Annotated in this window: 9 protein-coding genes; 4 read left to right on the forward strand and 5 right to left on the reverse strand. The window is 66.8% G+C overall.

Going from position 1 to position 12,539, the window contains the following annotated elements; translation table 11 throughout:
- Window positions 1-170: 170 nt before the first annotated feature.
- Window positions 171-644 carry an SRPBCC family protein gene (locus ACFC25_RS18110; RefSeq protein ID WP_376047689.1) on the reverse strand — a complete coding sequence of 158 codons (474 nt, stop codon included), beginning with the start codon at window positions 642-644 and terminating at the stop codon, window positions 171-173.
- A gap of 340 nt (window positions 645-984) precedes the next feature.
- Between ACFC25_RS18110 and ACFC25_RS18115 the strand changes: the two genes are divergently transcribed.
- Complete coding sequence (locus tag ACFC25_RS18115) at window positions 985-2,487, forward strand: phospholipase D family protein (RefSeq protein ID WP_376047692.1); 1,503 nt, start codon at window positions 985-987, stop codon at window positions 2,485-2,487.
- A gap of 84 nt (window positions 2,488-2,571) precedes the next feature.
- Here ACFC25_RS18115 and ACFC25_RS18120 read toward each other — a convergent pair whose 3' ends face one another.
- Entirely contained in the window at window positions 2,572-3,243 is a 672-nt protein-coding gene (locus tag ACFC25_RS18120) for a hypothetical protein (protein ID WP_376047695.1), read from the reverse strand.
- 225 nt (window positions 3,244-3,468) lie between these two features.
- Here ACFC25_RS18120 and ACFC25_RS18125 point away from each other — a divergent pair, with 225 nt between their 5' ends.
- On the forward strand, window positions 3,469-4,023 hold the full coding sequence (locus ACFC25_RS18125) for a hypothetical protein (protein WP_376047698.1): 555 nt from the start codon (window positions 3,469-3,471) through the stop codon (window positions 4,021-4,023).
- The gene (locus ACFC25_RS18130; protein ID WP_376047700.1) at window positions 4,020-6,902 is read left to right on the forward strand and encodes an ATP-binding cassette domain-containing protein; all 2,883 of its coding nucleotides are present in this window, start codon (window positions 4,020-4,022) and stop codon (window positions 6,900-6,902) included. The genes ACFC25_RS18125 and ACFC25_RS18130 overlap by 4 nt, the downstream gene beginning before the upstream one ends.
- 56 nt (window positions 6,903-6,958) lie before the next feature.
- On the opposite strand, the gene ACFC25_RS18135 is transcribed toward ACFC25_RS18130, so the two are convergent.
- A complete protein-coding gene (locus ACFC25_RS18135) occupies window positions 6,959-7,309 on the reverse strand; it encodes a hypothetical protein (RefSeq protein ID WP_376047703.1) in 351 nt (116 codons plus the stop codon).
- Between the two features lie 30 nt (window positions 7,310-7,339).
- Complete coding sequence (locus ACFC25_RS18140) at window positions 7,340-8,125, reverse strand: SDR family oxidoreductase (RefSeq protein ID WP_376047705.1); 786 nt, start codon at window positions 8,123-8,125, stop codon at window positions 7,340-7,342.
- A gap of 108 nt (window positions 8,126-8,233) precedes the next feature.
- On the opposite strand from ACFC25_RS18140, the gene ACFC25_RS18145 reads away from it, so the two are divergent.
- On the forward strand, window positions 8,234-8,761 hold the full coding sequence (locus tag ACFC25_RS18145) for a winged helix-turn-helix transcriptional regulator (protein WP_376047708.1): 528 nt from the start codon (window positions 8,234-8,236) through the stop codon (window positions 8,759-8,761).
- Window positions 8,762-8,868: 107 nt separating this feature from the next.
- Here the strand turns inward: ACFC25_RS18145 and metH are convergent, their stop codons facing one another.
- A complete protein-coding gene (gene metH, locus ACFC25_RS18150; protein ID WP_376047709.1) occupies window positions 8,869-12,519 on the reverse strand; it encodes a methionine synthase in 3,651 nt (1,216 codons plus the stop codon).
- Between the last annotated feature and the right edge of the window lie 20 nt (window positions 12,520-12,539).

Below are 12,539 nucleotides of genomic sequence, written 5' to 3' on the forward strand. Positions count from 1 at the left end.
TACATTTCAGTTCCTTGGATTGGGCGTAGGGACTAGCTGTGGACGTTTTTCCAGCTGTGGCGAGGGCCCAACGCAGCCCCGGCCGCCGAACTCGCGGGAAAGGGCACGGGATCGCTGGAGCGATCCAGCGATCCCGCGCGCTTCCCGCGAATTGGGCGAACCCTCCGGTTTTAGATCTGCCCGGTCGGGCCGCTGTCCTTGACTTCACCGCGCCAGGCGCCGGTTTCGGCGCCGCGCGATTCAATGAAGTCCTTGAACTTACGCATGTCCGCCTTGACCTGCATCTCGTCGATCTTCAGTGCCGCGCCTGCCTTTTCAGTGACGGTTTCCGGCGCCCATTCGAAATGGACTTTGACCTTCGTGTGATTGGCGTCCAGCGGCGTGAACCTGATGATGCCAGCATGGGACTTGCCGTCGGTGCTGCGCCAGGCGATCCGGTCGTCAGGCTCCTGGTCAACTATTTCGGTGTCGAATTCGCGCTGGACACCACCTACCTTGGTAACCCAGTGATTGGTGGTGGCGGTCAGTTGGGTTACGGACTCCACACCGGACATGAACTGCGGAAAGGATTCGAACTGGGTCCACTGGTTGTACGCGGTCCGCACCGGTACGGCGACGTCAACGGTCTCTTCTACGTGTTCCATCTGCTTCCTCCTGTCATGACGGACGGCCGCAACAACAGACCGGCAGCACTGGCAATCCTGCCAGTCAGGCAGCCGCCACATCTGCACGATAAATCCGGCGGCTCAGTGTGTCCAGACCTCCGGATTGGCGGGACGACGGCACCACCGGATGACATTGACCGGCACAGTCGTAGGCTACTGGTAGGCCGGACGCCCAATGACGGGCCCCGGGTCCCGAAGGGAACGACGAGTGGACAGTAGTGCTGGTTACTGGTTCTTGAGTGCCGCCGAGTGGGGCAATGCAGCCACCGAAGTGCACACAGGCAGTGGGGAATCGCAGTCGTGGTCGGAGGGGAACCTCGTGCGGCCCCTGATTCACGGTGCCACCTATTTCGCCCGGCTGCACGAGGAACTGTCCGCCCTTGAGGCGGGAGACCGGGTGTGGTTCACCGACTGGCGTGGCGACGGCGACGAACGGCTGACGCCCGACGGGCCGGCGATCGGCGAGGTGCTGGCGCGGCTGGCCCGGGCCGGAGTTGAAGTGCGCGGGCTTGTCTGGAGGTCCCACGGAGAGCGCGTGTCTGCCCCCATGAGCAACTTGTCCAACGAGCACCTCAGCCGCCAGATCAACGACGCCGGCGGCGAGGTGCTGCTGGATCAACGGGTGCGCCTCTTCGGCTGCCATCACCAGAAACTGTTCGTTATCCGCAATCGTCAGGACCCTTCGCGGGACGTAGCATTCGTTGGCGGGATCGACCTTTCCCACAGCCGCCGGGACGACGCCGACCACATGGGAGACCCGCAGGCTGTGGACATGGATCCGCGGTACGGGAAACAGCCGCCCTGGCACGATGCCGCCCTGGAACTGCGCGGCCCGGTGGTGGCGGATGTTCTGAAGCTGTTCGCGGAAAGGTGGGATGACCCCCATCCTCTGGACCGTCGCACTCCATACCGGATGCTGCTGCAACGCCTAGCCGACATGCCCCGGCACCCCGAACCCCTGCCGGAGACTGCGCCGCCCCCGCCGCCGGCTGGCCCCCACGCCGTGCAACTGCTGCGCACCTACGGCGTGAAGCATCCGCCGTTCCCGTTCGCACCCCATGGTGAGCGGAGCGTTGCCCGGGCCTACACCAAGGCTTTCGGCCTGGCCCGTTCGTTGATCTACATCGAGGACCAGTACCTGTGGTCGGCTGAGGTGGCAGAGGGAATCGCGGCGGCCCTCGAACAGAACCCCGGTTTGAACGTGATCGCCGTGGTGCCCCGTTACCCGGATTCCGACGGTGCGCTGGGAGGGCCACCCAAGCGGCTCGGGCAACTGCGCGCCATCGAAAGGATGCGCCGCGCCGCCCCCGACAGATTCGGCGTGTTCAACCTGGAGAACAGGGCCGGGACTCCGATCTATGTCCATGCCAAGATCTGCATCATCGACGACACCTGGTTTACGTGCGGGTCGGACAACTTCAACCGGCGGTCCTGGACCACGGACAGCGAGCTGACCTGCGCGGTCATCGACACCTCTGGGGGCCAGGAGGAAGCACCCGAGGCACGCAATGGTTCCGGGGCTTCCCGTCCTTTGGCCCAAGGGCTCCGGCTCCAGCTCTGGGCCGAACACCTGGGCCTGGACCAGAGCGATCCCCGGCTACTCGATCCGGCGGACGGCCTAGGCCTGTGGAATGCCGCCGCCGATGCCCTGGACCATTGGCACAAGACCGGCGCCCGCCCACCCCGCCCCAGGGGACATGTGCGGCACCACACCACAGAACCGGTGACGCCCCTCCAGCGTCTCTGGGCGGACCCTGCGTACCGCCTGGTGGTGGACCCGGACGGCCGCCCTCGGAAGATGCGCGGCACTACCCAGTTCTAGCCGAGGACTATTTTGCTCCCGCACGGCGACGGCCCCTGTGCATTGGGGTGCGTACAAGTTCACAATCGCTGAGGGGTCCGCGAGTTAGGCTGGCTTCCCCGGGTCGGCGCTCCGGCGGAGCTGCCGTAGCAGCGCAACGCCGGTTGTCAGCTCCACGACGTAGACCAGCAGGGGCGGCAGGTCACCGGTAGCCACCAGGACGCCGGCGAAGACTCCGGCCCCGCCCACATTGAGCCAGCCCGGCCAGCGCGGGTCCTGTGGCAGTGCGCCGGAATTGGTGTGAGCACGCGCCCGTGCCAAAAGCCCGCCACCCAGGGCAGCCATGCCGGCAAGGCTCAGCCCCATGTACCCCTGAAAGGGCCAGAAGGGCATATTCCCCAACGCGAAGGCCTCCGGATCCCTGTATCGCGCCTTCAGGTGACCCAGGAACAGACCAGCTCCCGCGACCCACGCAAGTGCGGCGCCTTGGGCAAGCCGCTGCCCCGCCAAGGGTTCCTGACTGCCCCGCCCGCTTCCCGTATCCCAGTGGCGGGCGAGCATCACCACGCCAACGGGCAACGCAGCTGTGCCTGCGGCCAAGAGCATTTGCTGGGTACTCCACTGCCCAGGGTCCGCCAGCAGAATGGCCAGTTTACGCTGCGGGTCTCTTTCGACATACACACGCGAGACTGGCATGAAGGCCCCGGCCAGGAACGTTGCCGACCCCGCCACCATGACGGCCGCCGCCGTCGCATCTCCGCGAATTCGCCGAGCCATGGGATTACGGTAAACCTCGACGTCGGCAGGCACAAGGTTGCGAACTGGCTCATTGGAAAACCTCCGGCTGGGCGATGTTGTCCGGTGCGCGGTTGCGGTCTGGCCGCCCGCCGAAAGGGAATGACGCCTGCTGATGCAGCCGTCATTCCTGGATTCAGTGGAGAAGTAGCGTCACACAATGCGACGGCATCCCGCTCCTGACCAGCAACGCCCTACGCTTGACACGTGACTTTGACTACAATCCGCACCGCCGCCGCGAGCTCCCTCGCCGCCGCAGGTCTCCTGTTTACCCTCGCCGCCTGTTCAACGCCGGCCGCCACCCAGCCAACCACCTCTGCACCGGCCTCCACGGCAGCGGCCTCCTCCGCCGCCGACGGGCCCTGCACCGGCGTGAAGGTCATCGTCGACTCCGGCGCCCTGAAGCAGGCAGCCGCTGACAAGTCCGTGTGCGTGCCCGTGGACGCGAAGACCCCCGCCTCCAAGGTGCTCGAGGAGGCAGACGTGAAGACTGTAGGCACCACGCAGTACCCCAACGAACTGGTGTGCCGCGTGAACGGTGTCCCCGCCGCAGACTTCGAAATCGTCCACAAGGGCGGCACGTACAAGGAAGAATGCAGCGGCATGCCCGCTGCCTTTGCCTACTGGTCCCTCTGGGTGAAGCCCGCCACCGGTGACTGGGCCTACGCCCAGGAAGGCCTCGCCACCCTGCAGGTCAGCCCCGGAGAGAGCCTCGAACTGCTCTACACCGTCGACGGCGAACCGGCCGCCCCGAAGGCATGACCTTTCGACCCGCGCCGCTACGTGCAGCGGCGGCTCTCGCCGTCGTCTTCATCGCGGCGCGGGTCATCTACCGCATTCTTTTCAACGGGGCGGGCATCGGTGAGCCGGTTCTGCTCGACCTGCCGCCGGTGCGGCTGCCAGCCCCGTACGCCCATGTGGTCCTCCTCGGCCCGCTAACGGGACCTGGGCTGTGGCAGGCAGTTCTGTCCGCCCTGCCGATCGCCGGGATCATCCTCGGTTTCGGCATCCTCAACGCTTGGGTGGACATAGCCCGCGGCTTCGTCCGCCTGGCCCGCGGCGGCCCCCTGCAGGGCTTGGCCCGGACCCTGGTGGTGGCCTGGGCGGCGCTCCCGGCGCTGGCCGACGCCGTCACTTCCGTACGCCTGGCCTTCCGATTGCGGGGTGAACGCTTCGGAGCCCGGGCCCTGGTACCCGTGCTCGAGCGCACCCTTGAGCACGCAGGCCGGGTAGCCGCGGCCCTGGAGCTGCGCGGCTTCGGGAGTAGGGCAGCACACCAACCCGGGCACGACGACGGCGGCCCGCTTCTGGTGCGCGACGCCCAGTTCCGCATTGGTGACGCGCAGGTGCGCGTGGCGGGGTTCGCGCCGTCGAGCGGGTCAATTTCGGTCATTACCGGGCCCACGGGTTCCGGCAAATCCACCATCCTGCGGGGGATCGCAGGCCTTCTCTCACACGTTGACGGCGGGGAAATTTCCGGCACCGTGCGCGTCGGGGAAACAGACCGCACCACCACGCCGCCGCGCGATACCGCCCGGCTCATCGGCGCCGTCCTGCAGAATCCCCGCGCCGCCTTCGCCTCCACCCGGGTCCAGGACGAAATCTCCCTCGCGCTTGAGCTGCGCGGCATGGCCTCCGGTACCGCCAAGGAGCGGGTCCTGGAAGTCGCGGAGCGAATCGGGGTGTCGGCACTGCTGGACCGGAACGTCAGCACCCTCTCGGCGGGTGAGGCAACGCTTGTAGCCATCGCCGCCGCGGTGGTGCAGCACCCAGCCCTGCTCCTGGTTGATGAACCCCTGGCCGACCTCGACACCACAGCACGCCGGCGCGTCATCACAGTACTCAACGCCCTCGCCCGCGACGACGGTGTCTGTGTCATCGTGGCAGAGCACCGGGCGCAGCAGCTCGTACCGGTTGCCGACTCCTGGTGGACCATCGACGACGGCGCCCTGGTGCCGGGCGTTGCGCCAGCGCCGCCGTCGGCCACTGCCGCCCGTCCAACGCCGGTACAGCCAGCGGAGCACGCGCCGGTGCTGACTGCGGCAAACGTCGCGGTGCACCGCAAGGGCAAGCCGCTTGTCCTCGACGCGTCCCTGACCCTGCACCGCGGTGAAGTGGTAGCGCTCGTGGGGCCGAACGGTGCCGGCAAGTCGTCCCTCCTGGTGGCTCTCGCCCTGGGTGAAGGAACAGTTGGCGGAACAACGGTCGACGGCGGGACGGTCGACGGCGGCCGGGTCGCCCTCGTCCCGGATGCCTCGGACGACCTCTTCACCAGGGATACGGTGGCGGGAGAGCTCCGCGCGGCCGAGCGGCGCCAGGTGCGCGCTGCGCGGCAGGCTCGGCGTCACCCGGGCCGAAGCAACCCAAGCCGGAGCAGTGACCAGCTTTCCCCGCTGCCTGCGGCGTCACGCCTGGCCCGCTTGCGCGGTGACGTCCGGATTCCCATTGGGGATGAGCATCCCCGGGACCTCTCGGCAGGAGAGCGGAGGATCCTTGCGATTGCGCTGCAGACCATGGACAGCCCCCAGGTACTCCTGATCGATGAGCCCACCCGCGGACTCGATCCTGCGGCGCGCACCGCGGTGGCGGCAGCGCTGCGGGCGGCAGCGGACTCCGGTGCGGCGGTCCTGATCGCCACGCACGACCTCGACTTTGCCCATGGCCTCGGTGCCCGGATCCTGCCGATGAGTGACGGCGTCGTGCCCTCTTCCGTGCCGGCCAACGAGCCCGAACCGCTCCTCCCGCTCCCCCGGCGGGCGGGTGCCGGGCCGAGGCCACGGGTCAGCGAACCCACAGATACCCAGGGCGCGGCAAGGCAGCGCCGCATCCGGATGCCCAGGGGCGTCGAGCTCGCCGTCCTCGCAGCCGCAAACCTTCTGGCACTCGCAGCGTTCTGCTGGCCGCTGCTCGCCGCGGCCTTCCCGGAGGACGCTGCCGCTGCCCTCCCCTACGCGGCGCTGGCGATTGCGCCGCTCGCCGCCGTCGCCGTCGTCGTCTCCCTGGACGGGTCGGTCCGCTCCGCACACACGGTGGCGTTGCTCGGCGTCCTGGCCGCCGTCGGTTCCGCGGTGCGCGTGGCGAGCACCGGCGTCGGGGGCGTGGAGGCAGTTTTTATCCTGCTGATCTTGGCCGGCCGGGCGTACGGTGCCCGTTTCGGCATGCTCCTCGGCGCCGCCACGATCGCCCTCTCAAGTGCCTTGTGGGGTGGCATCGGGCCGTGGACACCGTTCCAGATCTTCGCCTGCGCGTGGGTGGGTGCGGGGGCTGGCCTGCTCCCCCGGCGGGTGCGGGGCAAAGCCGAACTGTGGATGCTGGGCGGCTACGGCATCGTGGCGTCGTACGTGTTCGGCCTGTTGACCAACCTGTGGTTCTGGCCGTTCGCGGTGGGCGCCGGCACCGGCATCTCGTACCTGCCGGGCGCGCCGTTGGGCACCAACCTCAGCAGCTTCCTGCTGTACTCGCTGGTGACGTCGACGGCGGGTTGGGACACCCTGCGCGGCATCACCACGGTGGTGGGAATCGCTGTGGTGGGGCGGGCCATCCTCGCTGCGCTCCGGCGGGTGAAGCCGGTCTCCAGCGCGGGCGGAAGGGTCAACGGACACCCTGCCCAGGCCAAGGACCGGCTTCAGCTCCGGGTCTGAGGACACCCGGGCCGCATACCGTCCCTGACCGGAGTCAGGCCGGATGAACCGCACGCTTATGGTGCGATGGTCAGCTCACTGATAGCAGTATTCTGACTGTCAAGCACGAAGCGGAACGTGAGATCGACAATACCTCCGGGGAATGTTCCCTCAAGGCGGTTTACGACCAGGGTGGTGTCGTCGTCTCGTTCGGCCCGGAGGAAAGTCGTCGTCCACTCATACTCGGCTGCGCCACGATCGAGCCATCCGGCTATTTCGGAGGTTCCGCGGTACTGACGGCCCTCGTCGACGACGACGGCATCTGAGGCGAATGCCTCAATGGCCGTTTTTCTCTGATTGCCTTGGGAGCGCTCGAAGTATGTGGTGATGGGCAGGGGCAGATCTGCCAGCTGCATGTCATTTGTCATGGTTGCTTCTTCCGTAGTTATGGCGGTGATCTAGATAGTGGGGATGGTGCCACCGTCGATGACATGGTCGGCACCGACGATCGAGGAGGCGGCATCGGACACGAGGAAGCCGACGAGCTCGGCGACTTCATCCGGGCGTGCGGGGCGGCCCAGCGGGATGCCCCCAAGGGAGTTCATGAGCGATTCCAAGGCAGCGCTTTGGTCCATGCCACCCGCCTGAGCGATGCGTTCGATGAGCCCATCTGCTGCCGCGGTTTGAATGAAGCCCGGCGAAACGCTGTTAACACGTATCCCCTGCGGTGCCAGCTCGTTAGCCAGGCCTTTGCTGTATGTCCGTAGGGCAGCCTTGGCGGCGGCGTAGGCAAGTGTGCTGTCGTGGAGCGGCATGTGGCGCTGGATCGATGCAATGTGCACGATCGCGCCTTTGCCGGCCTCCATCATGTACGGAACGAGGGCACGATCGAGACGGACCGCGCCGAGGAGGTTGAGTTGCAGCTCGTCGTCCCAGTCCCCCTCACTAAGAGCGGCGTGGCCGCCACCCGGCGCGCTCGAGCCCCCTGCGGCGTGAACAACGATGCTAAATCCCCCAACGTTGCGTGCGCTTTCAGCAATGGCTTGCGCTCCTTCACGCGTGGTGATGTCGGCTGCGACGAAACCTCCTGGCGCCAAGGCACCCTCGGTCCGTGTTCGTGCCGCCACGGTGACCGATGCACCGGCGTCTTGAAGGCGCCGCACAATTGCCTGCCCTGCACCTTTAGTGCCTCCAGTCACAAGTGCCCGTCGGCCTGTCAACGATAGAGCGTGAGAAAAAGTCATGGCGCCTCCTCGGCGTGATGTGATTCAGGCGATGGGTGCCAACAGTCACTGCTACTTTAGCAGTGACTGTTCCTGCTACCCTAGCAGTAACTGGAGAGGTGAGCGCAAGTGGGTGGCAAAATTCGGCTCGAAGACCGGGAGTGCCCGCTCTCGGCGGCGCTTGGGTACGTGGGCGAGTGGTGGACGATGCTGATACTGCACGACTGCTTCGACGGCTACAGCCGGTTTGACCAGTTCCAGGCCAACATAGGCCTGTCGTCGAGCATGCTTACGAGCAGACTGCGTGTGCTCGTGGGACAGGGACTTCTTGAGAAGCGGCTGTACCAATCGAAGCCGCCAAGGCATGAGTATGTGCTTACCGAAAAGGGACGCTCACTTCGCCCCGTGCTGGTCGCGATGGCGGCATGGACAAACTCCCGTCTTGCGCCTTCTGACCGGTCGATGATTCTTGTTGATAGCCAAACGGGCGAAGAAGTCGAGCCGGTCCTAGTGGACCGGGTCAGTGGCTGCCGTGTTGACGGTCAGTCACACGTGTTTACGGCCGGGCCGGCGGCGAGCCCACTGATGCGCGACCGCTACCTTGATCGAAATACGCCACAGGCAAAGTCCAAGGCGCGAAGCCTGCCTGGTGCCTAGGTAGAGCCAGCTCTTCCGCTTCCGGCACGTCTCGCAGGTGCACCAGGCTGCCCGATATGCCTGTTCCGCCATGCAGAAGCCCCAGCGGGTAGGTCCGCTCCTGGTTCTCACACCTTGAAGTACTTTGCCTCCGGGTGGTGGAACACGAACGCGTCGGTGGATTGTTCAGGGTGCAGCATCAGTTCGTCGCTGAGGATCACGCCCATCCGCTCGGGTTTCAGCAGTTCCGTCACCTTGCGGCGGTCCTCCATGTCCGGGCAGGCGGGGTAGCCGAGCGAGAACCGGGCACCGCGGTAGTCGAGCTTGAAATATCCTGCCGTGTCCTTCGGCTCCTCGGCCGCGAAGCCCAGCTCCTTTCGGATGCGTGCGTGCCAGAACTCCGCCAGCGCCTCGGTGAGCTGCATGACCAGGCCGTTGAGTTCGTAGTAGTCGCGGTACTGGTTGGCGGCGAACATCTTGGACGTGAACTCTTCGATCTTCGAACCGGCGGTGACCAGTTGCACCGGCAGGACGTCCACCTGCCCCGATTCGCGTGAGCGCACGAAGTCGGCCAGGCACAGGTGCCGGTCGCGCCGCTGGCGCGGGAAGTTGAAACGCAGCCGGTCGGTGCCGATCGGACCGCCTGAACCGCCGTCGGGGGCGAGGAGACCCGCGGTGCCGAGGACGCCGTCGCGATCCTCCCCGTGGTGTAGCACCACCACCTGCTCCCCTTCGGAGACCACGGGGAAGTAGCCGTAGGCGACGGACGCGTCCAGCATGCCCTCGCCGAGGATGCGGTCCAGCCAGTAGCGCAGGCGCGGCCGGCCCTCGCGTTCCACCAGTTCCTCGTAGGAGGCGCCGTCCTCGCCGCGGCCGGGCTTGAGCCCCCACTGCCCCATGAACGTGGCGCGCTCGTCGAGGAAGGCCGAGTAGTCGTGGAGGGCGACGCCGCGCACGATGCGGGTGCCCCAGAAGGGCGGCGCAGGCACGGCGTTGTCGGCGGCGACGTCGGAACGGCCGGGCATGGCCTCCGGTTCGGTGATCGTGAACTTCGCGCCTCCCTTGTGGATCCGCTTCTTCAGCGGCGGCAGGCCGACGTCGTCCGGTGACTCGCCGCGGGCCACGCGGACCAGCGGTTCCATGAGGGCAAGGCCCTCGAAGGCGTCCTTGGCGTACCTGACCACGCCGTCAAACTGCTCCGCCAGGTCCTGCTCCACGTAGGCTCGGGTCAGTGCGGCGCCACCGAGGATGATGGGCCACTTCTTCGCGAGGCCCCGGGACTGGAGTTCCGCGAGGTTCTCCTTCATCACCACGGTGGATTTCACGAGCAGCCCGGACATGCCGATGACGTCGGCGTTGTGCTCCTCGGCCGCGGCCATGATCTCGGCGATGCCCTGCTTGATGCCGATGTTGATGACTTTGTAGCCGTTGTTGGTGAGGATGATGTCCACCAGGTTCTTGCCGATGTCGTGGACGTCGCCGCGCACGGTGGCGATCACCATAGTGCCCTTGCCCGAGGAGTCGGACTTCTCCATGTGCGGCTCGAGCAGGGCAACGGCGTTCTTCATCACCTCGGCGGACTGCAGCACGAACGGCAGCTGCATCTCGCCGGCGCCGAAGCGCTCGCCCACCACCTTCATGCCCTCGAGCAGGTTGTCGTTGATGATGCCGAGCGGGGTCATCCCCTCACTGCGTGCCAGGTCGAGGTCCTCTTCGAGGCCCTTGCCTTCGCCGTCGATGATGCGCCGCTCCAGGCGCTCGCCCGTGGGCAGCGCCGCGAGTTCCGCGGCGCGCTGGTCCTTCAGCGCTGCGGTGTCGACGCCGGCGAACAGGTCCAGCATGCTGGCCAGGGGATCGTACGTGAGGTTGCCGTCGGCGTCGTATTCGCGGCGGTCATAGACGAGGTCCAAGGCGACCTTGCGCTGGTCTTCCGGCAGTGAGGCGAGCGGCACGATCTTGGCGGCGTCGATGATCCCGCTGGTCAGGCCGGCCTGGACGGCTTCGTGCAGGAACACGGAGTTCAGCACCATGCGCGCTGCCGGGTTCAGCCCGAAGGAGACGTTGGAGACGCCGAGCGTGGTGTTGATTCCGGGGTATTTCGTGGTGATCTGGCGGATGGCCTCGATGGTTTCGATGCCGTCGCGGCGGGTTTCCTCCTGGCCGGTGGCGACGGGGAAGGTCAGCGCGTCCACGATGATGTCCTCGACGCGCATCCCCCAGTCGCCCACCAGGGCGTCGACGAGGCGGGAGGCTATGGCCACCTTGCCTTCGGTGGTGCGAGCCTGGCCCTGTTCGTCGATGGTCAGGGCGATCACGGCCGTGCCGTGTTCCTTCACGAGCGGCATGATGCGCGCGAAGCGGCTGTCCGGGCCGTCGCCGTCCTCGTAGTTGACGGAGTTGACCACCGGGCGTCCGCCGATGTGTTCGAGGCCGGCCTGCAGAACGGGCGGTTCGGTGGAGTCGATGACGAGCGGGAGGGTGGAGGCCGACGCGAAACGCGAGACGACCTCCTTGATGTCGGCGACGCCGTCGCGCCCTACATAGTCGATGCAGACGTCCAGCAGGTGCGCACCGACGCGGACCTGCTCGCGGGCGATGTCCACGCAGTCGTCCCAGCGCTCTTCGAGCATCGCCTGGCGGAAGGCCTTGGAACCGTTCGCGTTGGTGCGCTCGCCGATGGCGAGGTACGCGGACTCCTGGTCGAAGTTCACGTGGTGGTAGAGGGAGGCGATGCCTGCTTCACGCTCGGTGGGAACGCGGGAGCCGTCGGCACCCCGCCCGCCGCTGGTGACCGCGGCAGCGGTGCGGAAGGGGGCAAGACGTTCGACGACGGCGGCCATGTGTTCCGGCGTCGTACCGCAGCAGCCGCCCACCAGGCCGAGGCCGAATTCGCGCACGAACTGCTCGTGCGCGGTGGCGAGTTCGGTGGGTGAGAGCGGGTAGTGCGCACCGTTGGGGCCGAGGACGGGCAGGCCGGCGTTGGGCATGCAGGCGATGGCGACGGAGGACTGCTTGGAGAGGTGGCGCAGGTGCTCGCTCATCTCGTCCGGCCCGGTGGCGCAGTTCAGGCCGATGGCGTCGACGCCGAGCGGCTCAAGGGCGGTGAGGGCAGCGCCGATTTCGGAGCCCATGAGCATGGTGCCGGTGGTCTCGACCGTCACCTCGACGAAGATGGGGAGGCGGATGCCGCGGGTGACGATGGCCTGCTTGCAGCCGTTGACTGCGGCCTTGGTCTGCAGGAGGTCCTGGCTGGTTTCGATGAGGAAGGCGTCCGCTCCCCCGTCGATGAGGCCCTCGGCCTGCAGTGCGAAGGTCTGCTTGAGGTAGTCGTAGGTGGTGTGGCCGAGGCTGGGGAGCTTGGTGCCGGGCCCCATGGAGCCCAGGACCCAGCGCATGCGTCCGTCCGTTTTTTCAGCCGCTTCGGCGCGGTCACGGGCGATCTCCGCACCCTTGCGGGCGAGCTCTTCAATCCGGTCATCGATGCCGTAGTCGGAGAGGTTGGACCAGTTGGCGCCGAAGGTGTTGGTTTCGACAGCGTCGATGCCCGTGGCGAAGTACGCGTCGTGGATGTCTGCGAGGACATCCGGGCGCGTGGCGTTGAGGATCTCGTTGCAGCCTTCGAGGCCCAGGAAGTCGTCTTCGAGCGAGAGTTCCCGGCCCTGCAGCATGGTGCCCATGGCGCCGTCGGCAATGACGACCCGCTGGTTCACGGCGTCCAGCAGCTCCTGGGCGCGGACAGGGCGGGGGACGGACTCAATATCAAGCGCAAAACGAGGCATCTAAACAGGTTACGTGCGAC

The organism is Pseudarthrobacter sp. NPDC055928 (assembly GCF_042270935.1).
In the GTDB taxonomy this organism is placed as follows: Bacteria; Actinomycetota; Actinomycetes; order Actinomycetales; family Micrococcaceae; genus Arthrobacter.